The 26,709-nt window shown below is 27.5% G+C and carries 23 protein-coding genes; 8 read left to right on the forward strand and 15 right to left on the reverse strand.

Annotation, left to right across the window (positions count from 1 at the left end; all coding sequences use genetic code 11):
• Positions 1–157: 157 nt before the first annotated feature.
• From BX611_RS06270 to BX611_RS06280, 3 genes are read left to right on the forward strand one after another with little or no spacing between them, the layout of a single operon-like run.
• On the forward strand, positions 158–1,402 hold the full coding sequence (locus tag BX611_RS06270; RefSeq protein ID WP_115879299.1) for an ABC transporter permease: 1,245 nt from the start codon (positions 158–160) through the stop codon (positions 1,400–1,402).
• Between the two features lie 8 nt (positions 1,403–1,410).
• A complete protein-coding gene (locus BX611_RS06275; RefSeq protein WP_115879301.1) occupies positions 1,411–2,670 on the forward strand; it encodes an ABC transporter permease in 1,260 nt (419 codons plus the stop codon).
• A 27-nt stretch (positions 2,671–2,697) separates the two neighbouring features.
• Positions 2,698–3,807, forward strand: a complete 1,110-nt coding sequence (locus BX611_RS06280) for an efflux RND transporter periplasmic adaptor subunit (protein ID WP_115879303.1) — start codon at positions 2,698–2,700, stop codon at positions 3,805–3,807.
• Positions 3,808–3,844: 37 nt separating this feature from the next.
• Here the strand turns inward: BX611_RS06280 and BX611_RS06285 are convergent, their stop codons facing one another.
• Positions 3,845–4,507 (reverse strand): HhH-GPD family protein, encoded by a 663-nt coding sequence (locus BX611_RS06285; RefSeq protein ID WP_115879305.1) that lies wholly within the window; start codon positions 4,505–4,507, stop codon positions 3,845–3,847.
• A gap of 322 nt (positions 4,508–4,829) precedes the next feature.
• Here BX611_RS06285 and BX611_RS06290 point away from each other — a divergent pair, with 322 nt between their 5' ends.
• On the forward strand, positions 4,830–8,618 hold the full coding sequence (locus tag BX611_RS06290) for a YobI family P-loop NTPase (RefSeq protein WP_115879307.1): 3,789 nt from the start codon (positions 4,830–4,832) through the stop codon (positions 8,616–8,618).
• 809 nt (positions 8,619–9,427) lie between these two features.
• Here BX611_RS06290 and BX611_RS06295 read toward each other — a convergent pair.
• Entirely contained in the window at positions 9,428–9,757 is a 330-nt protein-coding gene (locus BX611_RS06295; RefSeq protein WP_115880455.1) for a Dabb family protein, read from the reverse strand.
• Positions 9,758–9,892: 135 nt separating this feature from the next.
• Between BX611_RS06295 and BX611_RS06300 the strand changes: the two genes are divergently transcribed.
• Together BX611_RS06300 and trxA are read left to right on the forward strand one after the other, a co-directional pair.
• Positions 9,893–11,116 (forward strand): multidrug effflux MFS transporter, encoded by a 1,224-nt coding sequence (locus BX611_RS06300; RefSeq protein WP_115879309.1) that lies wholly within the window; start codon positions 9,893–9,895, stop codon positions 11,114–11,116.
• A 57-nt stretch (positions 11,117–11,173) separates the two neighbouring features.
• Positions 11,174–11,470: a thioredoxin gene (gene trxA, locus BX611_RS06305; RefSeq protein ID WP_115879311.1), complete on the forward strand. Its 297-nt coding sequence runs from the start codon at positions 11,174–11,176 to the stop codon at positions 11,468–11,470.
• A 13-nt stretch (positions 11,471–11,483) separates the two neighbouring features.
• On the opposite strand, the gene BX611_RS06310 is transcribed toward trxA, so the two are convergent.
• The 4 genes from BX611_RS06310 to BX611_RS06325 form a co-directional block, all read right to left on the reverse strand.
• Complete coding sequence (locus BX611_RS06310; protein WP_115879313.1) at positions 11,484–11,666, reverse strand: CPXCG motif-containing cysteine-rich protein; 183 nt, start codon at positions 11,664–11,666, stop codon at positions 11,484–11,486.
• Between the two features lie 11 nt (positions 11,667–11,677).
• A complete protein-coding gene (locus tag BX611_RS06315) occupies positions 11,678–12,448 on the reverse strand; it encodes a sulfite exporter TauE/SafE family protein (protein WP_115879315.1) in 771 nt (256 codons plus the stop codon).
• A gap of 109 nt (positions 12,449–12,557) precedes the next feature.
• Positions 12,558–13,268, reverse strand: coding sequence for an OmpA family protein (locus BX611_RS06320; protein WP_115879317.1), 711 nt, complete (start codon positions 13,266–13,268; stop codon positions 12,558–12,560).
• Positions 13,268–13,747, reverse strand: a complete 480-nt coding sequence (locus tag BX611_RS06325) for a lipocalin family protein (protein ID WP_115879319.1) — start codon at positions 13,745–13,747, stop codon at positions 13,268–13,270. The genes BX611_RS06320 and BX611_RS06325 overlap by 1 nt, the downstream gene beginning before the upstream one ends.
• A 131-nt stretch (positions 13,748–13,878) precedes the next feature.
• On the opposite strand from BX611_RS06325, the gene BX611_RS06330 reads away from it, so the two are divergent.
• Positions 13,879–14,574 carry a pseudouridine synthase gene (locus BX611_RS06330; protein WP_115879321.1) on the forward strand — a complete coding sequence of 232 codons (696 nt, stop codon included), beginning with the start codon at positions 13,879–13,881 and terminating at the stop codon, positions 14,572–14,574.
• A 723-nt stretch (positions 14,575–15,297) separates the two neighbouring features.
• Here the strand turns inward: BX611_RS06330 and BX611_RS06335 are convergent.
• The 6 genes from BX611_RS06335 to BX611_RS06360 all read right to left on the reverse strand — a co-directional run bounded on the left by BX611_RS06335 (position 15,298) and on the right by BX611_RS06360 (position 22,212).
• The gene (locus BX611_RS06335; protein ID WP_115879323.1) at positions 15,298–15,744 is read right to left on the reverse strand and encodes a hypothetical protein; all 447 of its coding nucleotides are present in this window, start codon (positions 15,742–15,744) and stop codon (positions 15,298–15,300) included.
• A 406-nt stretch (positions 15,745–16,150) separates the two neighbouring features.
• On the reverse strand, positions 16,151–17,203 hold the full coding sequence (locus tag BX611_RS06340; protein ID WP_162879982.1) for a response regulator: 1,053 nt from the start codon (positions 17,201–17,203) through the stop codon (positions 16,151–16,153).
• Positions 17,178–18,362, reverse strand: coding sequence for a PAS domain-containing sensor histidine kinase (locus BX611_RS06345; RefSeq protein ID WP_115879327.1), 1,185 nt, complete (start codon positions 18,360–18,362; stop codon positions 17,178–17,180). Before BX611_RS06345 ends, BX611_RS06340 begins: the two co-directional genes overlap by 26 nt.
• 85 nt (positions 18,363–18,447) lie before the next feature.
• Positions 18,448–20,454 carry an alpha-ketoacid dehydrogenase subunit alpha/beta gene (locus BX611_RS06350; RefSeq protein ID WP_115879329.1) on the reverse strand — a complete coding sequence of 669 codons (2,007 nt, stop codon included), beginning with the start codon at positions 20,452–20,454 and terminating at the stop codon, positions 18,448–18,450.
• A gap of 96 nt (positions 20,455–20,550) precedes the next feature.
• The gene (locus BX611_RS06355; protein ID WP_115879331.1) at positions 20,551–21,030 is read right to left on the reverse strand and encodes an Lrp/AsnC family transcriptional regulator; all 480 of its coding nucleotides are present in this window, start codon (positions 21,028–21,030) and stop codon (positions 20,551–20,553) included.
• Positions 21,031–21,102: 72 nt separating this feature from the next.
• Complete coding sequence (locus tag BX611_RS06360; protein WP_115879333.1) at positions 21,103–22,212, reverse strand: M14 family zinc carboxypeptidase; 1,110 nt, start codon at positions 22,210–22,212, stop codon at positions 21,103–21,105.
• Positions 22,213–22,500: 288 nt separating this feature from the next.
• On the opposite strand from BX611_RS06360, the gene BX611_RS06365 reads away from it, so the two are divergent.
• A complete protein-coding gene (locus tag BX611_RS06365) occupies positions 22,501–22,884 on the forward strand; it encodes a helix-turn-helix domain-containing protein (protein ID WP_115879335.1) in 384 nt (127 codons plus the stop codon).
• A gap of 94 nt (positions 22,885–22,978) precedes the next feature.
• Here the strand turns inward: BX611_RS06365 and BX611_RS06370 are convergent, their stop codons facing one another.
• The 3 genes from BX611_RS06370 to BX611_RS06380 form a co-directional block, all read right to left on the reverse strand.
• Positions 22,979–25,417 (reverse strand): M1 family metallopeptidase, encoded by a 2,439-nt coding sequence (locus BX611_RS06370; protein WP_115879337.1) that lies wholly within the window; start codon positions 25,415–25,417, stop codon positions 22,979–22,981.
• Positions 25,418–25,537: 120 nt separating this feature from the next.
• On the reverse strand, positions 25,538–26,086 hold the full coding sequence (locus BX611_RS06375; RefSeq protein ID WP_115879339.1) for a DUF4252 domain-containing protein: 549 nt from the start codon (positions 26,084–26,086) through the stop codon (positions 25,538–25,540).
• 83 nt (positions 26,087–26,169) lie between these two features.
• A complete protein-coding gene (locus BX611_RS06380; protein WP_115879341.1) occupies positions 26,170–26,709 on the reverse strand; it encodes a DUF4252 domain-containing protein in 540 nt (179 codons plus the stop codon).

Consider the following 26,709-nt stretch of genomic DNA (forward strand, 5'->3'; position numbering starts at 1 on the left):
ATTTAAGTTTATTATGATTTTTGTCATTGAAATAGGCTATTTTTATAAAATGTAATTTTTGTTACTTAAAAAAATAATTTAATTCTATTTGTAACAATTTGTATATTTAGAAGTCTATTAATAAAAGTCTACACAATTTTTAAAACACTAATTTTAAATGTTTGATTTAGATCGCTGGCAAGAAATATTTGAAACTATTAGAAAAAATAAGCTTCGTACATTTCTAACAAGTATTTCTGTGGCATCTGGTATTTTTATTTTAGTTATTTTATTGGGTTTTGGTCAAGGAATGCAAAATGGTATTCAAAAAGAGTTTGAGGCTGATGCAACAAACCGTATTTGGGTTTGGAGTGAAGTTACAACAAAGGAATATAAAGGACTAAACCCTGGTAGAAGAATTCAATTTAGAAATGAAGATTATAATAATTTAACTTCAATATATAATAAGGAGATAGAGTATAAATCTGATTTATTTAGAGTTTTTGGGGTAACTATAAATTATAAAGAGGAAGTTGTTTCTTACGGAATTCAAGGGATTAGCCCAAATTATCAACAAATTGAAAATCAAAAAATAGTTTTAGGCCGTTATATTAATTATGCCGATTTAGAATCTAAAAATAAAGTAATTGTAATTAGTAATAAAATTAAAAATGAATTACTAAAAGGCGTTGAGAATCCATTAGAAGAATACCTGCAGCTATCAGGAATAAACTTTAAAATTATTGGAGTATATACGGATGAAGGTGGAGATCGTGAAGAAGATAGGGTGTTTATTCCAATAAGTACTGCTCAAAATATATTTAATGGCTCAAACAGAATTGCAAACTTGGCTTTTACATTAAAACCTGAAAAAGATTTTGAAACAGCTTTAGCAGTATCGAAGCAATTTACCGAAGAAATAAAACAATATTTAAAACAAGTACATACTGTTGCTCCAGATGATAGTGCTGTTAATGCATTTAATGTTATGGAAGAAGCCAAACGCTATTATACATTAACTAGTAATATTGCATTTTTTTTCTGGTTTGTTGGTATTTGTACCATTATTGCTGGTGTAGTTGGAGTTAGTAATATTATGCTAATAATAGTAAAAGAACGTACTCGCGAAATTGGCATACGAAAAGCCCTAGGAGCAAAACCTTGGTCTATAATTTGGATGATTATGCAAGAATCTATTTTTGTTACCTCTGTTGCTGGTTTTGCTGGCTTAATTTTAAGTATGGCATTATTAGAAGTTGTAGGGCCTAATATTGAAGTGGATTATGTATTAAACCCTTCAGTTAATTTTTCAATGGCAATTACTATGGTAATTGTTTTAATTGTAGCTGGAGCTTTGGCAGGTTTTTTCCCGGCTTGGAAAGCGGCAACAATTCAACCAATAAAAGCATTAAGTCACGAATAATATAATATATGTTTAGCAGAGACCGTTGGAACGAAATTTTAGAAGTACTCTCCAGTAATTGGGTGAGAACTGTATTAACGGCTTTTGGTGTATTTTGGGGAATATTTATTTTAATTTTATTACTTGCTGCTGGAAAAGGATTAGAAAATGGTATAAAACAAGATTTTGGTGATATTGCTACCAATACGATGTTTATGTGGACTCAAACTGTTACTAAATCTTATGAAGGTATGGTAAAAGGTAGGCGTTTTAGTTATGATTTAGATGATGTTGAGGACATACGAGAAAATGTCCCAAATTTAAGATTTGTTTCACCACGCAACCAGTTAGGTGGATTTAGAGGCGCAAACAATGTAGTGAGAGGTTTAAATGTAGGTGCTTTTAATGTTTATGGAGATTATCCTGAAATTATTAAACAAGAACCAATGGATATAACATCCGGTAGGTTTATTAATTATGCAGATATAAATGAGAAAAGAAAAGTAGCAATTATAGGAGAGGGAGTAAAAAGTAGTTTGTATAATATAGGTGAAGAAGTTATTGGAACTTATATAAAAATACAAGGTGTTAATTTTATGGTAATTGGAACCTATAAGAAAAAAACTACTGGCGGTGATGGTGAAGAAGATCAAAAACAAATTTATGTTCCATTTACTTCATTTTCACAGGCATTTAATAGAGGAGAACGTGTTGGTTGGATGGCAATTACAGCAAATGATGGAACTCCAATAACAGCCATTAAGAATGATATTTTTAATATTGTTAAAAAGAACCATAAAATTCACCCAGATGATACCAGGGCAGTAGGTCATTTCGATTTGTTTCAACAATACAACAGGGTGGAGTCGTTATTTATGGCGCTTAAAGTAATTGCTTATTTTGTTGGAACTTTGGTGTTGTTATCAGGAATAATTGGAGTTAGTAATATTATGCTAATAGTTGTAAAAGAACGTACAAAAGAAATTGGAATTAGAAGGGCTTTAGGTGCTTCACCAGGAAATATTAGGGGGCAAATTCTTACAGAATCAGTATTTTTAACAATTATATCAGGAATGGCAGGAATCGTTTTTGGTGCTTTATTTATATACCTTATTAATTACATAATTGTATTATCCGGGCCAATAGATATGTTTGCAAACCCTAGCGTTAATTTAGGAGTAATAATAACAGCATTAACAATATTAATAGTTTCAGGTTTGATGGCGGGCTTAATTCCAGCGCAAAATGCTATTAAATTAAAACCTGTTGAAGCTTTACGAAATGAATAAATATCAATTTAACAATACAAAAAATCAATGAAAAAATCAGTAACAATTTTTGTTTTAGTTTTTATAGTAATCACTTTTAGTGCTGCTATGTATTATTTATATCAAAAAAATGCAGAAGATCCAGTTGTTTATAAAACTGAAAAGGCTTCCTTTCAAAATATTGTTAAAAAAACAGTAGCTACTGGAAGTATTTTACCATTGGAAGAAGTGTTGATAAAACCTAATATTTCTGGAGTTATTGAGGAAATTTACGTAGAGGGTGGTGATCTATTAAAAGCAAATGATTTGATTGCTAAAATTAAAATAATTCCAAATTTATCTTCATTAAATAATGCTAAAAATGCCATTCAAACGGCAAAAATTTCTTTAGATAATGAAACACAAAATTACAATCGTCAGAAAGGGTTATTTGATAAAGGAGTTATATCAAAACAAGCTTTGGAAAGGGTAGAAGTTACTTACAATCAGGCAAAACAAACTTTTAAAGCTGCAAATCAAAATTACGATATTGTAAAAACAGGTTCAACAAGTGGTTTGGGGAATTCAGCAAATACATTAATTCGTTCAACAGTTTCAGGAATGGTTTTAGAAATGCCTGTTGAAGTTGGGAATCAAGTTATTGAAAGCAATAATTTTAATGAAGGAACTACAATTGCTGCATTGGCTGATGTTAATAAAATGATTTTTGAAGGAAAAGTTGATGAATCTGAAATTGGTAAAATTAAAGAAGGTTTACCATTAGAAATTACTGTTGGAGCTATTGAAAACACAAAATTTGATGCTGTTTTAGATTATATAGCTCCAAAGGGAAAATTAGAAAACGGTGCTGTTCAGTTTGAAATTAAAGGTACTTTAAGTAAAGAAGACACTACGTTTATTAGAGCTGGTTTAAGTGCAAACGCTTCTATAATTTTAGCAAAAGCAGATAGTGTATTGGCTATTAAAGAAGCTTTGGTACAGTTTGATCCGGAAACTAAAAACCCTTTTGTAGAAATAAAAAAAGGTGAAAAAGATTTTGAACGAAAAGATATTAAAACAGGTATAAGCAACGGAATTTATGTGCAAATAATTGAAGGAATTTCTTTAGAAGATGAAATAAAAGTTTGGAATGCAATTAAACCTCAAGGAGCTAATTAAAAATTAGTAATTTATTCACTAATAACTTAGGAATTGTTTATAATTTACTATAAAAAAAGCAACTTTTTGATAATATACAGCTAGAACACTTGGAGTTTTTAGACAAACACACTTTTGCATCGAAATCCAAAATTCCCCAGTTAATCTTTTTAATAGCAGTATGATTAACAACTTTTTTTGATAGTTCTTGTAAATAAGAATCACGCCTTATTTCCAATTTTTTTCTAGGACCAAAATACCTTTCTAAAACTCGCGCCATATTTACATCTAAAAGAGGCTTCGGTTTTTTAAAAATAAAAAGCTCTATAGCATTCGAAATATAGTTCCCTATTGCAGGTAATTTTTCAATTTCCGAACGATCTTTTGGAAATCTACCGTGAAGTTTATTCATTTCTTGTGCCAATTTATGCAATCCTGTTCCTCTTTGTTTATATAAGCCCAAAGGTTTTAAACAGTTTTGTAATTCTTGCTCTGTTGCATTTCCTAGCTGCTTCCAAGAAGGGTACTTTTTAATGAATGCATTGAAGAATTTTGATACTGTTTCAGCTTTAGTTCTTTGAAGTAAAATTTCAACAATTATAAGTTCGTAATTAGTTGCCGATTTCTTTCTCCAAGGAAAATACCTGCCATTTTCTTTATACCATTTCAATATTTTATTTTGAAATCTTTTTATTTCTTTATTTGAAATTTCAGTAGGCATATTACAAAGTTACTATAAACGGTCTAATAAATTTTTGTTAATATTAAAGTGTAACTTTTATTAAAATGAAAACTTTATACTAAAAAGTTACTTCTACAATGTTAATGAAATCGACTTTAGGAGATTCACAAGTACTTATTTAAAAAATAATAGAGTAGCGAGTAAACACTTTTTATGCGAAGCGACGTAGGAGGGAAGTGTAATGTGTGTGGAATGGATTTTATATTAACACTTATTCTACTTAGTAACAATAAAATGTTAAAAACTAATTCGTTAAAAGGTTAATTAATCTTTTTTAGTATTCTAAATTTGAAATAAAAAAATGAAAAAAAATAAACAAAACATTATTTCGACTTCTCCCTCTGAAAAAGATTCATTCATAAAAAGCTTTTTTTCTAAATTAAAAAGACTTCAATATAGTTTTGTACAAATATTTTTTAAAGAAAAAGAGAAACCTGAACAAATTTCTTCTTTAGCTGCAAAAGTTCTTAAATCTAAAAAAGAAATAGATAAAATTAGACCTTACCTAAATAGACTCAATAGTGCGCTTTCAAGCGAAGGTATAACAAACATTGCACTTACAGGAACATATGGCTCTGGTAAGAGCACGGTAATTAGGACTTTTCAAGATATACACAAGGCAGAAGACCCAAATAATGATTTTGATTATTTAAACATTTCTTTAGCGTCGTTTAAGGACGAAATAATAGACGAGGAGGAAAGTAAATCACAAGGAAATAACAATATTCATTTTCAACAAAGTCAAGATAACTTTGAAAGATTGTTAGAGGTTAGTATTCTACAACAAATGATTTATCATGTAAAACCGTCTAGAATTCCTGATTCTCGTTTTAAGAGAATAATAAATTTAACAAACAAAAAATTAATAGTTACTGCACTCGGTTTTGTTATATGGCTTATTTCTGCTTTATCTATGTGGAAATTTGGTGTTTTTAGTAAAATAAACCCTTTAACATGGACATTTTCGTTTAAAGACTTAGACTTTACTTCATTTCTAATAATTGGTATTTTTCTTAGTGGATTGGCTAATATTATTTTTAGGTTTATAAGAACGTTTGGTAATTCACGTATAAGTAAAATAAATATTAAGGGAGAGCTGGAACTTGGTGAAAATGTGGACAAGTCCATACTAAACCAACATCTAGACGAAATTATTTATTTCTTTCAAAAGACGAAATTTAATGTAGTAGTTATTGAGGACTTAGATAGATTTAGAAGTACGGAAATTTTCACCAAATTAAGGGAAATCAATTTGCTGTTAAATAATAGTGAGCTTATTCAAAGAAAAATTGTTTTTGTTTATGCTATCAGAGACGACATGTTTCAAGGGAAAGAAAGAATTAAATTCTTTGATTATATAATACCTATTATTCCATTCATCAATCCTTCTAACGCAAACGATAAACTTACGGAACTGCTTGAGGAAGAGGGTTTAATTAGTGTCTTTTCACAAAGTTTCATTGATGACGTTGTTACATTTATTGATGACATTGATATGCGTTTGCTAACAAATATCTTCCAAGAATATTTAGTTTATAAAGAAAGTCTTCAACATGAGCTTACTCAGGACAATCTACTTGCAATAGTTATTTACAAGAACATTTATCCAAGAGATTTTGCAAGATTACATAAAAATGAAGGAGACTTGTATAATTTTATAGCTAATAAAGACGTATTTATTAAAGACTTTATTTCAAAATTGGATGAAGAAATTGCTCTAAATCAAACAGTCATTACAAACATTGAAAAAGACAAAATAGATAATGAAAAAGAGTTAAGAGATGTTTATATATTCGCCCTATTAAGTAAGCTAAATAATCCTTATAACGTTCTTATCGAAGGTAAAGATGTTACTTTAGATAAGCTTTCTGAGGAAGATAATTTTAATGCCTTAATGGATGAACAAGATATTAAATATAACTCATTCGTTTATAATAGTTCTTATAGAATGTATAATCCGACTAAAACGTCTTTAGGTAAGTCATTTTCTGATGTTGAAAAAGAGATAAATAATCGTCACACTTTTAGCGAAAGAATCGAACTAATAAATAATCTTAATGACGGTTATTTAGAGGAATTGAAACAACAAAATGAAATACTTGATGAACGAAAAGAAGAGATAAAAAGATGGGACATAAAGCGAATTTTTCAGAATCAAGACGTTAGTAATTATCTAGGGGAATTTGAACATAGTCTATTAATGAGAAGTTTATTGGTTAATGGGTATGTTAATGAAAATTACTTAGATTATATTTCTCTTTTTCATGAAGTAAGTATTACAAAAGGAGATTATACTTTTATTAGAAACGTTAAAACTGGTTCAAGTTTAGATTTCGATTATAAGCTTGAAAAGTTAGAGAATGTAATAAAAAAAATTAATGAAAATCATTTTGAAAAAGTCGCTATTCTAAATTATCAAATTGTAGAGTATATTTTAAATAATAAAAATCAATACGAAACTAGATATAAGTCTCTAAAAAAACTTCTTAAATCTGAGCACAAAATAGTTATTGAGTTCATTGATAGTTATAAAAGAAGTAATCAAACAGATAATAGTATTTTATTTACAGAAATACCTAAGATATGGCAAGGATTTTGGAATTTCATTGTTAAAAAAAGTAATAAATTCTCAGAGAAAAAAATTAACGAATATTTTCAACTTATTCTTACTCATTCGACTTTACCAGATATAAATAAATTAAACAATATAGAATCTTTCAAGCAGCATTTTTCTGTATTATCCAACCTTGGCGATTTAATTAAGGATAAAAATAATACAGCAAAATTAAAATCCATTATAAATAGCTTTAACACCAAGTTTAATGACATATCTGAATTACATTATAATAGTGAAGAGCTATATGACTTAGTATTAAGTAATGACTATTACGAAATTAATACTACTAATTTATTAGCTATTGCGACCCACGAATCTGTAAGCGAAAATAAATTTAATAGTTCAAATTACACTACCATAAGGAATTTGGATAACGAATTCACAATAGCTTATATTGATAAAAAAATTGAAATTTATGTAACATCTGTTTTATTAGCTTTAGAAGAGAATACTTCAGAATCGGCCAAATCGCTTATATTGCTTTTGAATAATTCTGACTTGACTGTTATGACAAAAAAGTTAATTTTAGAATCGACTTTGCCCGTTTTCCAGTATCTATCTGAATTTGATGAAATTGAAATAAAAGAAGAAATTTTAAATCAATTTGCAATTACACCGAGTTGGGAAAATGTAATGGATTATTTTAATAGTTACGAGAATGAAAATTTAGATAGTATTTTAATCAACTATTTAAATAATAAAGATGTTTTTAAAGAATTAACTAAGAGTAATTTATCATCGTTAAAAGATGATGATGAAACTAAGAAGAAACTTGCTTTGGCAATAATCTATTGTGACGATTTAGACTTAGAAAGTCATAAATCCCTAAGAAAATGTTATCATAGCTCATGGAGTAAACTATTAGCGTTTGAAAAGCTTTCTTATGAGAAGGTAGAGTCCATGATTGAATCTAAGTTTATTACCTTATCTGTAAATCACTATGATAAGACAAAAGATAATTTTTCTGACCTGCATATTAAGTTTATCGAAAGAAGTTTTTCAACTTATATAAAAGCGTATGATGAATATGAAATGGATGAAGAAGACCATTCATCTATCTTACAGTCTACAATTTTAATTGATGCACAAAAAAAACAATTTTTAGATACTTTGGCTGAAAATGATATAATAGAGAATACTGTAATTGCTACTTCAGCGACTAAAGTATATGTAAATGAAAAAGTTAGCGGTTTAAGTTATAGTCTTCTGTATGGTTTATTTACTAAAAGTAATTCTAATGAATATAGAATACAATTATTTAATTTGAATGCAAATAGCCTAGATAGGAGTGAAGCTAAGAACTTAATAGGCCAATTAGGTTATCCATATAATAGACTCATAAAGTCTAGGAAACAGGCTAAGATTAGTAGTAATCCTATTAACTTAGAATTCACAAATATCTTATTAAGTTTAGGAATAATAACATCTAATAGAGAAGTTAAAGGTATGATTAAAGCTGTTGCAACTGCTTAATACGAGATGTTCCATTGTAATCTAAATCAAGTTAAGAGATTTTATTATGTAAAATACTTGGCCTCATAAAACTTTGGCTAAAACAATAGGCGAGTGAGCGTACATATTTTAGGGATTTAGTAATGCATATTGTTGGTTATTAGAATTTTACAGCTAGTTTAAAATAAAATTAGGTATTCAAATGTTTCCTAAAATATAGCGAGTAAGCCGTTAATTGTTTCCAAAGTTTTATGCAGCCTTGATTTTTTTGTTTCTTTTTTTATCAAGAAAAAAAGATAGGCATAATGAAAGAAGCTTGTTTGGAACTAAATTTAAGCAAGTGTTTAGAAATTATCTGGCACAGTAATTTTAAACTGTTGCGCCAACAAAACTAAAAACATTCTGAAAACTTTTAGAACGAGAATATTCAATTTTAATCAGAGCGTAATTATAAAACTAAAAGTATTGCTTTTTTTGGCGTTGGCAAGCGGCTGCAAATTGTGTGTAAAATAAATTGTGATAACAATTTGGTTTTACAAAACAATAAAGTGATTGACAGCGGCAATTTAGCATAATGGCAAATTATAATTACAAATTGAGTTAAAATGCTACTATCCTTAGAATCACGTATTTGAAATTTTCTTTACTCAAGTACTGAATATCGTAAAGAAATAAGAAGCTTCTGGGATATTTAACATAATATTCAATTATAACTTACAAATGGCTAAACCACTGTATAAATGAAAATGTCATAATTTGTATTATAATTTATATTATGTTAAATAGAGTTTTTATATTATTAACCTACTATTATAATATAAACTCAACTTCTAACTTTCTGAATCGTAAATTAAAACCCGCTCCCATAAATTAGAAGCTTCCGAAATAAATAATTTATGTGCTGGTTCAACTTGGTATAAATCGTGTTCTTCCAAATTATTAAAAGTAACTTTTAAACAATATGTATAACTGTTATCAATAACTGGTCTGTTGGTATTGGCTGGTTTTCCAAAATGTTTGTTTTTTGCATAAACTGAAGAATTTAAAAACTTATTCATAGAATTTTCAAATTCCTTTCTATCATTCTCATCGTTTGGGTTTTTCAGCCAAAAGAAAACTACGTGAATAAATTTTTCTTCAATTGTATTCGTTGATTTCATAAAGTATTTATTTTTCTTTTTTAGTAAGTTAATAACCACACTTTTATATTTGCAAATTACAAATTCTTATTGAACTATCATTTTTAACAATAAAAAAATACATTCGTTAAAACACATTTAATGTACATTTGCAAAATGTTAAAAAAGAATCCTTCCCAATTAGAATTTATTGCATTAATGGCCTCTTTAATGTCCGTTGTGGCTTTAGCCATAGACGCTTTATTACCAGCACTGGATTTAATTGGAATCTCAATTGGTACTGTTAATGTAGTTGATAATCAGCTATTAATAACTATGATTTTTTTAGGACTTGGACTTGGGCCATTAGTTTTTGGTCCTATTTCAGATAGTTTAGGTAGAAAACCCATTGTTTATATGGGGTTTGGTATTTTTATTATCGCCAGTTTTATTTGTGTTTTTTCAGAAAGTTTAGAAATGATGGTTGCTGGAAGAATTTTACAAGGAATTGGACTTTCTGCACCAAGAACTATTAGTATTGCAATGGTACGTGATACTTATAACGGAGATTATATGGCACGAATTATGTCGTTTATAACTGTAGTTTTTCTATTAATACCTATCATTGCCCCTGCCATGGGAAAATTTGTACTTGATCATTATAATTGGCAAGCAATATTTTATATTCAGCTGATATTTAGTGCTTTAGTTTCTTTTTGGTTTTGGAAAAGACAACCGGAAACTTTACATATTGAGCAACGGATAAAATTTACAAGTCATATTTTTGTTAACGGTTTAAAGGAAATTTTAAAATCTAAAGCAACTGTTGGATATACCATTATTTCTGGGTTTATTACAGGTTCTTTTATGGTGTATTTAAGTACAGCACAACAAGTTTTTCAAATTCAATACGATTTAAAAGAGCAATTTCCATATATATTTGCTGGGATTGCAATTTCCATAGGAACTGCTACTTTTTTAAATGGAACCCTTGTTTTAAAATTTGGAATGGAAAAAATGGTAATCTATTCACTTATTGCATTTTTTGGTTTGTCTTTAATTTATAGCGTTTTATTTTATAGTACTCCTAATCCGAGCATCGTTATTTTATTAACCTTTTTAGGGTTGCAATTTTTTGCTATTGGTTTTTTGTTTGGGAATTTAAGAGCACTGGCAATGCAGCCTATTGGACATATTGCCGGAATTGGAGCCGCAATTACAGGGTTTATTTCAACAATAATGGCTGTTCCAATAAGCACCTTTATTGGCAGGTTTGTTTCAGGTACAGCTTTACCTCTATTTATGGGGTTCTTAATTTGTAGTGCTTTATCTATTGCTATACTTTTTTATTTAAGAACAGTTAAGGAACAAACTAAAGCTATGGTTGAAAATACCAATTAATACCCCTCCTATTAATTTTTGTTTTGTAACTTTAAGTATTACTAAAAAAATACTAAAATGAAAAAATCATTCAATGATATTATCAATCAAAAAGTTCCTGTTTTAGTTGATTTTACAGCAGATTGGTGTGGACCTTGTAAATCTATGGCTCCTGTTTTAAAACAATTAAAGTCTGAACTAAAAGACAAGATTAGTATTATAAAAATTAATGTAGATGCAAATCAGGCTTTGGCAGCAAAATATCAGGTTCAGGGAGTTCCTACATTTATCGTTTTTAAACAGGGAAAACAAGTTTGGAGACAATCTGGAATGCAATCTGTTTCTCAATTAAAACAGGCTATTGGTATTCATTAATTTTACTGAAATACTATTGCTCTATACTATTAATTTCTAAATTAATGAGTTCTCCATTTTGAAAAAGAGGATTAATTTCAATAGGATTGCAGCAAACTTCGCAATCTTCAATATATTGTTGATTTCTTATTGAAGTATCAAATAACATGGAAATTTCTTCCCAACAATACGGACATTGAAAAAAGTATTCTTCCATTTTAATTCAATTTATTTAAAAAGAATTACGAGTGCTCCAACAGCAGTTACTATTAAAATAAATTTGCGGTATGCTTCATTATTAATTAATTTAACAAGTTTTACACCTGCAAAAAATCCTAAAATAATTCCTGGAATTAACAGTACATTTATTAATAAACTCTCTTTAGAAACCGTTTTCCAAATAAAAAAATGAAACGGTAATTTAAATACATTAATTACAAAAAATAACCAGGCAGCCGTACCAATAAACTCATTTTTTGGTAAGCGCATTGCTAAAAAATAAATGTTTGAAAATGAACCCGCTAAATTTCCTATCATTGAAGTAAAACCAGCTAAAAGCCCAATACTATTAGAAAAAAAACGATTTTGTGGCACCACATCAGATTTTTTTCGATCCATAAAAATCATTAAAATAACAATACCTAGTATTAAAACAGCCATTAATTGTTTAAAAACAGCATCTGAAATATCGTTACCAAACCAAACACCTAATAATACACCTATTACCATTGTTGGTAACAGTTTTACTAAATATTTCCATTGTGTATGCCTGTGATAATAAATTACAGCAAAAATATCAGCTAACACCATCATTGGAATTAATACACCTGTTGATGGTTTTCCACCAAAAACAATTGCCATTATAATAACAATAACCACTCCAATTCCTTTAATACCAGCCTTACCTACACCTAATAAAAATGCACCTAAAAATGCTAAAAATAACTCAAAATTGGACAATTGTATTGTGCTAAAATAGCTTAATATTTCTGCTGACATATTTAAAGAAAGTATCGAAATTTAATTCAAAAAAAAAATTGTTTAAAAAGTACTTTATCATATAAATGTTTAGTTACTTTAAAAACAACTTTTTCAGTAATCTATTTAATTAGTTTGTACCTGCTTCTTTTTTAGCATCTTCTTTCATTTTTTCGTTTGGTAAAATTGCAATATTTACCCTTCTGTTTTTAGAACGACCTTCAACAGTATTATTATCTGCGATTGGTTGTTCTTCACCAAACCAGTTTGTTGTAAATCTAGTTGCGGCTAATCCTTTAGTTTGTGTAAAATAATTGGTAACAGCAAATGCACGGTTTTTAGAAAGTGTCATATTGTATTCATCAGCTCCTGTACTATCTGTATGGCCAACAACCAAAACGTTTGTATCTGGATACTCTAACAATATACCTGAAAGTTTATTTAATAATACTTCAGAATTTGCATTAATATTGTATTTGTTTGTGTCAAAATAAACACCACTGTTTTCATCAAAAGTAATTACAATACCATCATCTATACGTTCAACCACTGCACCTGGAATTTCTTCTTCAATTTGTTGTGCCTGTTTATCCATTTTTTTTCCAATAAGGATACCGGCTCCTCCACCAACTACTCCACCAATTACAGCACCTAATTCTCCACCACTACCTTTTTTTCCAACATTGTTTCCAATTATAGCACCAAGAATAGCTCCTCCAGTAGCCCCAATTACACCACCTTTTTGAGTATTACTTGCGTTTTTTGTTGCTTCACAACTACTTAAATTTATCATTAAAAATAATGATAATGTGATACTTAATATATTTTTTATTGTTTTCATTATTCGCTTATTTTATTAAAATTCATATAAATTATAAATGGTTTTCCTGCTAACATAATAGTTTGTTCCCATTGCATTGTTGTATCTGATAATTGCGTTAAATTTAATCTAAACCCTTTATTGTCAGCAGATTTATTTTTTGAATCTGTAGGCTTTAATAAAAAATCATACAAACCAGTTTCTTTGTCAACTTCTTGAATTGTAAACACAAAATTACGATCACCAATTAAACAAGTTTCGTTATTTATTGTATATAAACCCGTATTGTTATTTGGTATAAATCTCCAAGTACTTCCTTCAAAACAAGTAGATGAAGCATCATTTAATAAGGAAACATTATAGTTTCCACTTTCACTGTATGAAATAGTGTTTAAAGACCAATAGCCCTTTATTACTTTTTTAGATTGAATTACTGTTTTTGGAGTTCCACAAGAAATAAGTGTGAAAACCATTACAGCAAATAGTACTGTTTTTTTCATTTTCTTTTTTGTTAAGTTATTTTTTTTAGTTAAATACTTTTATCAAAGGTATACAATTCCTTAATTCATTTTATTTTTTGAATAAATTTTTTATGTTAAAATTCAACCTTTTGAAAGTGTATATTTGCTGAATGAAAATTGAAATTCTTTTTGAAGATTCCTATATTATTATAGTAAATAAACCTAATAATGTTTTAATTCATAATTCATACTACGCTAGAAATATTAAAGATGATACTTTATTAAATTTACTAAAAAAACAGTTTGGAAATGACTTTTATCCTGTACATAGGCTGGATAGAAAAACTTCAGGTGTATTGGTTTTATCTAAGCAAAAAGAACATGTTTCCGTTTTTCAGGAATTGTTTAATTCAGATACTATTGAAAAAACCTATTTTGGCATTGTACGTGGTTTTTTTAAAGAAAATGTGTTGTTAAATTCTCCTGTAAAAAATCCTGATACTAAACTTTATAAAGAAGCTGAAACATATTGTGAACCATTACAAAATATTGAACTTAAAATACCTGTACATCCGTATAATAATTCCAGGTACAGCTTAGTTAAATTAAAACCTTCAACTGGAAGAATGCATCAACTAAGAATTCATATGAATAAAATTAGCCATCCTATTGTGGGAGATTATAAATATGGTGATCGTTTTCATAACCGCATGTTTGAAAATGAATTTAATTGTTCAAATTTATTTTTACACGCTTTTGAAATAAAATTTGTGCATCCTTTTAATAAAAATGTAATTTTAATTAAGGCGAGTTTTCCTGATAATTGGAAATTTATTTTTGAAAAATTTAACTGGAAGGTTCATTAAAAAAAACCGTTTTTAAGTCTTTATCTGTTTATTAATTGATTGCTGAATTTTGTATAGTATCTACTAAATTTGTCAACTTTCACCCCAATAAATCAACAAATTTATTAGATTAAAATAAATAACTCACACATCTTTTAATTAAATATCACGTACATATTTAATTATTATTAAAGATTTGTTAATTTTTTATTATACAATTTCCCAAAGACCAAAAACCTAAAAACGGTACTATTAACTTTTATATTTTACTAAACCGTTTTCAAATTTTAATTTTATAATCAATAATTGAATTTCGTACAAAACATTTACTAAATTAATTAATTTTCACCCCAATAAATTAATTAATTTAAAACGTTTAAATAAATAACCTACGCATCTTTTAATTAAATATCACGTACATATTTAATCATTATAAAGACTTGTTAGTTTTTTATTACACAATACATCAAAGATCAAAACCTAAAAACGGTTATTTTACTTTTGTTTTTATTAAACCGTTTTCAAATTCTAAGATCATTTTTATTATTTTCAAAATAAATATAAAAGACAATTATAAAAAATTTATTATCCCAATGTATTATCTTTTTATAATAATTATAACTCAAGTTTTTATCATCATTCCCACCACTTTAAAAAGAAATATTTGAAGTAAATAACTGATTTTTTTATATTAATTTCAAAGAACTAAAATTTAAAAACGGCTAGCATATTAGTGCTATATTTTTATTTCATTAATAATTTTTGTTTTTTATCTAATTTCATTATAAACAAAACTAATTCAAATACTTGCTGTTTTATGTATTTAAAATTTTGTATATAATTTTTTACTTCATTTAATAAAAGTTCATGTGTTTTTCTAAAATCATTCTCTTTTTTTAAATAAATATTTTCAAGAAGCAAAGCTAAATTCATTCTATGGTCTTTTATAGATTTTTTCAACTCACTTCCTAATTTACTTTCGTGAGCTATACCATTTAAAAACAGTTTTGCTTTATTAAAATTGTCAGTTTCACATAAACCTATAATATAATCTGTAAGTAATTCATTTAAAAATTCTTGCTCTATTTTTATGAATTCAATTTCTGATAGCCAATCGTTTGTTTCATTTTGTAGCTGTTCAATACTACTATTGTAAAATGACTTGTTTTGTTTTGGGATAATTTGTTTCATAATTCATTAATTTTAAGAGTTTAAAGAATCCGAAAGGTTTATTTTCAGAACCCTTCGGATTCATTAAAGAAGATTAGTTAACTTGAATTACTTTTTTTGTGCCTTGTAGGTTTTCAAAACATTTAATCCAAAAACATCTAAATTTTTTGAGATACACAATCAATTCTCCATATTCACTCTCACCCTAATGTTCCAACTAAAATAAATACTTTTTGGTAAAGTATTTATTACTAATGGAGTTTTAAAATTCGAGCTATAAAACCTTCTTCTTTTTCTTTTTACAAACCTTACTTAAGTAAAACCTATAATTGAACTTAATTTATGATACTAAAGTAGTTTAGCGAATAACTAATTGCAATGACCACAATCATTTTTTAGACTGATTGTAATCATATTTAATAAATAATTATTGAATTTTTTGAAGCTTGTGCTTATTAATTACTTTAATCGTTTTTGGAGTTATATCAATCAATTTTTCTTCTTTAAAATCAGATAGCGTTCTTATAAGTGTTTCTTTAGCTATACCTATGGAACTAGCTAAATTACTGCGACTTATGGTTAGTTCGTTATCAAGTTTTAAAGGATATTTTTTTAATAAATCTAAAATTGTTGTAGCTGTTTTTTTTCTAACAGAATCATAAGCCAGTAATAAACATTTCTCATTTGCACCAATTAAATTTTCTGCCAGTAAATCAATAAAATTATAAATAACATGGGGATTGTTGTTTATTATAGCACTTATTTCGTCTTTACTAATTTTGTATAATTGGGTACTAGTAATTGCTTTTGAATTTTCAAAGTGAGGCATTTTTTTAACAAAAGATAAATACCCAAAATACTGTTTATCTTTATAGTACCCGGTAATATATTCTTTTCCTAATTCATTTATTTTGTATGTTTTAACCGCACCTTTTTTAATTAAAAATATAAAGTTACTTTGGTTGTCTTCGCAATAAATGGTTTCGTTTATTTTATATTTAAATACTTTTTTTTGCTTTAAAAAAGTATCAAAGTTTTTAATATTTTTAAAAATTGGAGTTTGAGAGTTCAATTTTTCAGGTTCAAATTGTTTTTTGTTTTCAAACACTTCAACTCTTTTTATTCTACTTTCAATAGCTCTTAAAAGTTCAGATTCTTCAAAAGGTTTGCATATATAATCATCAGCTCCAAACTCCATTCCTTTTCTTAAATCGTCATGATGCGTTTTAGCTGTTAAAAAAATAAATGGGATTTGCTTTAGCTTTGGGTTTTTAGAAATAATTTGAAGTACTCCGTACCCATCTAAAACAGGCATTAAAATATCGCAAATAATAATATCAGGTAAAAAGGATGATGCCAAAGTAATTCCCTTTTTACCATTTTCTGCGGTTTTAACACGGTAATTTGCAAGTTCTAATATTTCAGCAGTATTTTCCCTTACAATTTTATCATCTTCAATTAACAATACCTTTTTGTTCATAGCTTTCAATTTTAGGTAATTGTACATAAAAAGTTGTACCTTTTTTTTCTATACTTTTAAAAGAAATAGTTCCTTTTAAACAATTTATATAGCCCTTAACAATATTAAGACCTATTCCAGTTCCGGGATAATAACCTACATTTCTTGCCCTAAAAAATCTTTTAAAAATTAGGCTTTGCTCGTCTTTTGGAATTCCTATCCCATTATCATTAATACTTATAAGTATCCCTTTTTTGTTTAAAAAGCAATCAATCTTAATTTCACTTTTTCCACTTGAATATTTTATAGCATTATATAATATATTTGTAATAATTATTTTGAAAATATTTGCATCTTGAAAAACGGTTACATTACAATTATTAATAAAAATAATTTTTTGATTATTTAATAATAATGGTTTTGCATTTGTAATTAATTCGTTAATTAAATCACCTAAATTAAAATATGAAAAGGAAGGAATAATATTTCCAGATTCAATATTCTCCAGTGTTAACAAGCTGTCAATCATATTATTTAAATGGGTAATCATCATTTTAACTTTTGCTAAATGCTCATCTCTTTTTTCTGTTTTATCTAAATCTGCATATTTAACAATTAGTTCTGAGGAAGTTAAAATAGCACTTAACGGAGTTTTAAATTCGTGTGAAGCAAGTGTAATAAATTTAGTTTTTAAATTGTTTAGTTCTTTTTCTTTATTTAAGGAAACCTTTAATTTTTTGATAGCATTTTCTAATTCAATATTTCTAAGTTTTACTTCTTCTTCTAATTTTACATTCAAATTGTCAATTTCAATTTCTTTATGTTTTCTTTTACTAATATCAGAAATTAAAGCCTTGTAATAAGGCTTTTTATCGTATTCAATTTTTCCAAAGCTAAGTTCAATTGGTATTTTTACTCCATCTTTATTAATAACATAATCTTCTAAAAGTGATTTGAATTTAATTTTTTTAGGGTGCTCTATAAATTCGTTCAGCAGTGAATTATTAGCAAATAATTCATCTGTGTTTTTAGCATAAATTTCCTCTGTAGTGTATCCAAAAATTTCAGATAATGGATTATTGCTCAACACAATTTCTTTCTTGCTATTACAAACAAGAATTCCAACTTGCATAGAGTCGAAACAAACTTTATAAAAGGCTTTTTTATCCTTTAGCATCATAACAATTATAATTTATGATGCTAAAGTTATTGGTTACAGTTCTTCTATAGTATGATTTAAATCAGTATTGAAGTATTTAAATTGGTTAAAAATTCAATAAATACATAATCTCATCATATATTTTATCTTTAGGAAGAAAATTATTTTCTAAGTTTTTAGCGAAAGGAATTGGTGTTTCTAAACTTCCTATGCGTTTTATTGGAGCGTCTAAATATTCAAAGCAATTCTCGGAAATTAATGCTGAAATATCTGATGCAATACCTCCAAACAAAGTATCTTCTTGTACAATTAATACTTTATTTGTTTTTTTTACCGAGTTATAAATAGTTTCAGTATCAAGTGGTTGCAATGTTCTTAAATCTATAATATCTGCAGAAATATGATGTTTGTTTACAACTTCTAAAACCCAATGTACTGCTACTCCATAAGCAATAACACTAATGTGAATTCCTTCATTTAAAATTGCTGCTTTTCCAAAAGGAATGGTATAATAACTTGTTGGAACGTCCTGATATATTGTTCTATATAATAGCTTGTGCTCAAAAAATAATACAGGGTTTTCATCTTCAATTGCTGTTGCTAATAATCCTTTTGCATCAAATGGAAAAGCTGGATACACTACTTTTAAACCTGGAGTTTTTGTAAACCAAGCCTCATTGGTTTGACTATGAAACGGTCCTGCATTTACTCCTGCTCCACACGGCATTCTTAAAACAACAGCTGCTTTTTGCTGCCATCTATAATACGATTTTGCCAATAAATTTATTACAGGGTTAAAACCAGAAGTTACAAAATCTGAAAATTGTAATTCTACAATAGCTTTAATGCCACCGTTTATTGAAAGTCCATACGCTGTTTCTATAATGCTGGATTCACAAATAGGTGTATTTCTAACTCTTTCTGCCTCAAATTCTTCTAAAAAACCTTCAGTGATTTTAAAAACTCCACCGTATTCAGCAATATCTTGCCCCATGATTACAAGTTCGTTAAAACGCTGCATACTTTGTTTTAAACCCAACGAGATTGCATCAACCAAACGCATGTTTTTACTTTCATTACTTGGTTTAGTTTCAATAAAATTAACGTGTTTGTAAACATCATTTATTTCATTTTCAACAGAAGATGAAATTTCTTCTTCATTAAACGCAATTTTTAAATGCTCATTAATTTCAATAATAATTTGCTCTTTTATTAAAACGTCAAGTTTTTCTGAAAGTATTTTTTCTTTTTTTAAAAAACTATGAAAGTTTTCTAAGGGATCTTTTCTTCCCCATCTGTCTAATAAATCTTGTGGAACATATTTAGTGCCACTAGCCTCTTCATGGCCTCGCATTCTAAAGGTTTTAAATTCCAATAGAACGGGGCGCGGTTTTTTACGAACGCTTTTAGCAATTTTATTTACAGTAGTAAATACTTCTAAAATATTATTACCTTCAATAATATGGCTTTCAATACCGTAACCAATGCCTTTATCTGCTATATTTTCACATTTAAATTGCTGGTTTGAAGGTGTTGATAAGCCATAGCCATTATTTTCTATACAAAAAAGTACTGGTAAATTCCAAACTGCAGCAACATTTAGAGCTTCATGAAAATCACCTTCACTTGTGCCTCCTTCTCCACTAAATACAGCAGTAACTTTTTGTTCTTTTCTAAGTAAACTTGCCAAAGCAATTCCATTTGCAACTCCTAATTGAGGACCTAAATGGGAAATCATTCCTACAATTTTAAACTCTTGAGTGCCAAAATGAAATGAACGATCTCTCCCTTTTGTAAAACCACCTTTTTTTCCTTGCCACTGAGAAAAAAGTTTATGTAAAGGAATTTTTCTTGAAGTAAATACACCTAAGTTTCGGTGCATTGGTAAAATATATTCATCAGGTTTTAAAGCTGCAGTAATTCCAACTGAAATGGCTTCTTGTCCAATACCTGAAAACCATTTAGAAATTTTTCCCTGCCGAAGTAAAATCAACATTTTTTCCTCTATTAAACGAGGTTTCAACATTAATTTGTATAATTCAATTAATTGTTTGTTAGAATAATCTTTTTTATTAAAAACTAATCTTTTAATTGATTTATTAGTAGCTCTCATTAGTATATTGGCATAAATAAAATGTAATGATAACCGAATAAAAAAACACCTTATTATTGAGTAATAATAAGGTATTTAATTAAAATATTTCTTTATTTAAATTTCTCTAAATATTGAATGCATCAATCGAGTTTTATCGTTAATGCTTTCTTCTAAAGAAATCATTGTTTCTGTTCTGGAAACTCCATCAATATCATCAATTTCAAAAATTATCTCTTTTGCATGTGTAGTATCTCTTGCTCTAATTTTACAAAAAACATTGTATTTACCAGCTGTAATATATGCAACTGTAATATTAGGAATTTTCCTTAATTCATTAACAACCTGCTTTGTTTTAGAAGTTTTAGCTAAGTAAATACCTACATGTGATATAAATGAATATCCCATTTTTTCATAATCTAAAGTTAAAGTAGATCCTTTTATAATCCCTTCATCCTCCATTTTTTTAACCCTTACATGGATAGTACCTGCTGAAACTACTAACTTTTTTGCTATATCGGTAAATGGAGTTCTAGCATTTTCGATAAGAATATCTAAAATTTGATGATCAATTTCATCTAAAATGAATTTTTTCATGATTTGTTTTTAATAGAAAATAAAAATAATTAGACAAATTTATTAAAAAAAATGGATTATAGCATAAATTATTTACGAATTTGATAATTTTAATTCATAAAAATTCAATTTTTCTGCATTTATGATGTTATACGTGTGAAAATTAGTGAGCTCTCCAATTTTTTCTATACACTTATACTTTATAAGCTTATTATTTTCGACTTTAAATTTATATTGAATCCCTACATCTGTAATGGTTTCAGAATTATTTTCAGGAACTTTTAAATTTTTATAAATAATGTCTAAAAACATTTTATCATTATTTGGAATTTTAAAGTAAGGCTTAAAATTTGTGAAATTATTTGTGGTAGCAATAAAATATAAGCCATTTAACAAGGCATAAAAGTTATATTTCCTTGTAATTTCTCTTGAATAATCATCTTTAAAATGTCCAGCTTCAATTAAAATAGTGTTATGTCCTAATTTTTGAAAATTATCTCCTGTAGCTGTTGGGTAAAATTCATCGGTATATCTTCCTATACAATTAGGGATAAACTGCTGCAGGAAATCATTCATTGCAACAATTACGCTCATGGTCTCCATTCTACCTTTAGTAATAGTTCTTTCAACATCTTCTGAAGGTGCTAAAAAAGATATTGTAGCTGGGTTTTGGGTACCCTCAACATTAAAAATATTCCGCTGATCGTGTAAATTGAAGCAAAATTTAGGATTAAAATTGTCTAACGTTGTTCTTAATAAATTGCTTTCAACAGCCTTTCTATCAACAGCATCTCTATTTAAATCAATTTTATTAGCATTTTCTCTTGTAAAGTTAATAGCTCCATCAGGATTTAATAATATTATAAATTGTAATGTACAACGTTTTAGAATGTGCTCTTCAATAGCTTTTAAATCACCACTATTCTCAAAAAAGTTAAATAAATCAAATAATGCTTTTGTTCCTGTACTTTCGTTCCCATGCATTTGAGACCATGAAAGTATTTTTATTTTACCATTACCAATTGATATTTTATAAATAGGTATATTATTTTCAGAATATCCAATAATCTCTTTTTTAAATTTATTGGATAGTTTTTCTATAAGTGGTTTTATATCATTAAATAAAACCCTTCTTCCTGAAATATTTTGTTCAAAATTTAAGCTATACCAGTGCTCAATCTTTTGTTTGTTTATCAAATTCATTTTACAAATGTAAATAATCAAAAGTTTACATTTGTATACAGATAATGTTTTGAAAGAATATACAATTGTAATTAATTTTTGTGCTATTTATTATATAGTCAAACGTTCTTAAAATTCAATATAGGGATTCTTTATTAAAATATCTTAAAATACTAATTACCATATATATAAGAAATCTTATGTAAAGTATGTATTTAGTATTTTTTTGCATTTATATTAAATTAACCAAACAATACTTTGTGTTTTATTTTAAATAATTTACATTTGTAATATTAAATATAATTTACAATGGTAAACGTTGAAGAGTTTGCAAAAAGGCTGAAAATAATTATAGATTATTACGAAATTTCTGCAGCTTTATTAGCCGAAAAAATTGAAGTACAACGCTCAAGTATTTCTCATATTCTATCAGGTAGAAATAAACCTAGTTTAGATTTTGTTTTAAAAATATTAAAAGTTTTTCCTGAAGTTGAATTGTATTGGCTTTTAAATGGTGTTGGTAAATTTCCTAAAGAAATAGAAAATAAGGCAAGTACTCCTAGCCTATTTCCAACAAATGAATCAGGAACAATTATTAAAGAAAAAATGATACAAGAACCAAATTCTTCAGTAGAAATTGATAGAATCGTTATTTTCTTTAAAGATGGGACATTTAAAAATTACAAAAATTAGTTATTTCCTTTTTTAAATATGAGATTTAATTAAACAAAAAAGCCTCTAATTAATTAGAAGCTTTTTGTTAAATTTTAATACTATAAAATAAGGTTTACTCAATTAACTTAGCCATTCCAGTTTTTAAAATTACAATCAATTCTTCTTTATTTGTATTTGTAGTTTGCTGTTGCATATATACAATTTGATTTAACATATTAATAGCCATTTTATCAAAATTGTATTTTTTATACTGCAATCCTAATTTCACAAAATCATTTGTAAGGTTTTCTATAGCTTCTTTATTGTCGCTTTCAGCAATCCATTTAAAAGCTTCTCCATAAACTTGTTGTGTTCTTGGGTTTTGAGTTAAAAACATTCCTTTTAATACATGATTTGCTATAAAAGGTAATTTTGTTTTATCCTTTTCCTGAATGTAAATTGTTGTAATAGCATCAGCTAAACTTTCTTTTATATCAGCGCTTAATGAATTTATTTTAGCAATTGTTGCTTCTTTATCAATTTGATATAATGAAGTTAATGAACTACCTATAAGTGCATACGATTCGCTTTCAAAACCTCTTTCAAATAAAGGTTTATAAATAGGTTCAACTAATTTTCCTAAAACTCCAATTGCTGCTGCTCTTACTAAAGTTTTCTCATCGTTTTGAGCAAGTTTTTCAACTTTAGCAATAATATCTCTTTTATTATACTTTTGAAATAAATCTAAATTATCCAACGCAAAAACTCTTATTTCATAATACGGATCGTTAAAAGCCTTTACAACTGTATTTAAAGCTTCTTTATTATCTTTTTGATGTTTAACAATTTCTTCTAAAGCCAATCTCCTGTCTAAATAATGAGGTGCATTATTAAACTGAAAAATAAAATTATCCAAAGTTTTGTTTTCAGTAAATTCAGCTAATAAAACGTGTTTTGCATCAATATTAATTAATTTAGGCATTTTATTAATCGGAAATGTAAAAGAATTCTGTGTATTATCTACCCAAACATTATGGCTGGTTTTACCATTTTCTTCATAAATATCTATTGACAATGGAAATGTAAATGTTTTTTCTTGTTGATTAATATTAACAGTAACTGTTTTATTAATTGTATTATAATCATATGTAACTGTTGCTTTTATATGTCCGCTTCCGTAATACCACTGGTTAAAAAACCAGTTTAAATCTTTACCACTTACTTTTTCTAAAGCCAATCTAAGCTCATGAGCTTCAGCTGTTCCAAATTTATGATCGTTTAAATATTTTTGTAATCCCTGAAAAAAAGCAGCATCACCCAAAACATCACGCAACATATGTAAAATAGCATTTCCTTTGTGGTAACTTACCGTATCAAACATATCTTCTTTATCATGGTAATTAAAGCGAACAAGTATTTTATCTTCACTTTCGCTTTCCAAATAAGTTTGTATATCTTCATACATATGCGCCGCAGCTTTGTCTTTCCCATATTTATATTCATACCATAAATACACGCTATATGTTGCAAAGGATTCATTTACAGTTAAATTAGCCCAGCTTTCTGTAGTTACTAAATCTCCAAACCAATGATGAAATAATTCATGTGCAATTGTTCCTTCCCACTCATTATTATCAATTAATTGCCCTTTTTTTTGTTGAGCATTTTCAGCATGAACGACTGCTGTAGTATTTTCCATAGCACCACTCACATAGTCTCTCACAACAATTTGACTGTATTTATCCCAAGGGTATTGAATTCCTGTTAAATCAGAAAAAAACGTTATCATTTCAGGTGTGTTTCCAAAAATATCTTTTGCTACTGATGCGTATTCAGGTTCAACATAATAATCCACTTTTTTACCATTCCAAGAATCATTTATGATACTAAACTCTCCAACACCCATAAAAAATAAATATGGAGCATGTTTTTCATCCATTTTCCAATAATCGGTTCTGGTACCATTATTATTGCTTGTTTGAGACTCTAAAGTTCCGTTTGAAAGTGTGACAAATTTTTCAGGAACAGTCATATAAATTTCTTGTGAAGTTTTTTGATTTGGTGCATCTATTGTTGGGAACCAGCAACTACTTGCCTCCGTTTCACCTTGTGTCCAAACTTGTGTAGGTTTTTCAGGATCTTCTTCTTTAGGATCTATAAAATACAATCCTTTTGCTTCTTTAATATTAGCACTTCCTTTTTGCGTAACTTCTTCTGGCCTAGCAATATAATTTATGTAAACAGTATATTCTTCTCCTTTTTTATAGTTTTTTCCAAGTTCTATAGTTAATTCATTATCTGAATAATTAAATGCTGCTTTAGTGTTATTTACTTTTACTTCATTTATTTTAAATGCTTTAGCATCTAAAGTAACTTTATTTATTGGGTAAAAATGTGGTGTTAAAGTTATCCAGGCTTCACCATTTAATTGACTTTTTTCAAAATTAAAATCGACTTTTAATTTGGTATGAATTAAATCATTAATTTTTTCTCTTTCAGGTTGGTAAGGGTTGTTTTGAGCATTTGCGAAAAAAGCAAAAAATATAACTACCAGAAATACTATTTTTTTCATTTGTACTGTTTAAATTAAGGCATCAAAAATACTATAAAAATTGTTTTTGTTAGTTAATAGATAGTTAAAAAGCCATACTTGAATCAAGTATGGCTTTTTTTAAAATATTTTAGTGATGGTTTATTTTAAGCTACTAAATAAACCACCTAATTGTTTTAATTGATCCGAATCTCCGTCTAATTTAATATCGTTTGCCATTTTCATAATATCATTTGGATTCATATTTTCTCCTATAACCCTAACAACAGCAAAACCTTTATTATTGTCTGATCCAAATATAACAATTTCATCAATTGCATTTTCTTCACCTAAATAATTAACACTTACACTGCCTTTTCCCATATTCATACGCATTAATTGTTTGTATTTAGGGTTCTTTAAAATTGCGTTTACTTTTGCTTTTTCAGAAACATACAAATCTTTGTTAGTTTCATTTAATTGCAATGCTAAAAAGTTTACCTTTTTAATAGTCTCTAAAGTAGTTTTAATATCTTCTGAAACTTCATCATTTTTTAATTCTAAAATATTTGCAGGTAAATCAATAGAAATAAACTCGTTATTCTCTTTACTGTCTACATAATATTTTTGTAATGAAGGATTACTATCACACGCAATAAATGTGAAAGCAAAAATTAGTAATAATCCTGTGTATTTTATAATTGATTTCATCTGTTCAAATTTATTTTTTAGTTAGTTTATAAAAATTAAAACAAAAATCAGTTAATTATTAACCGATTTTTGTTTTTGTTAAACTATTGTTTTTTTAGATGCTTACTACTGTTTGGAATATGCGAATCTGTAAGTTCTGAAATTTTGTTTAAATCAATTTCTCCGGTTAAAGACAATATTACAGATTCAGCTTTTACAGGGCTATCAGAATCTTTCATATATTTTCCTGCACCACTTACAAACATTAAAAGTTCACTTACATGGTCTTCATCTTTACCTTGACGTACATAAATTTTAACATTTGTATCATCATCTTTTACACGCATTAATTCAACCAATTTAGATGATTTTAAATATTTAGAAACCACGTCATTCATTTGTTGTGCAACTTGGAGATTTTCAGTTGTAAATACTCTAAATGATTCTAAATTTTGAACCATTTCCAGGTATTCCTGACCTTCTTCTCCTCCACCTTTAAATTTTGCAAGCATTCTAAATGCTTCTTTGTTAACTATTACAGATGAAACATCGTCCATATCTTCAAATTTATCGAAAATTGAATTTTGAGCGTATGTACCAAAAGACATAAAGGCTACTGCGAATAATACTATTAATTTTTTCAT

The organism is Lutibacter oceani (genome assembly GCF_003384935.1).
Classification (GTDB): Bacteria; Bacteroidota; Bacteroidia; order Flavobacteriales; family Flavobacteriaceae; genus Lutibacter; species Lutibacter oceani.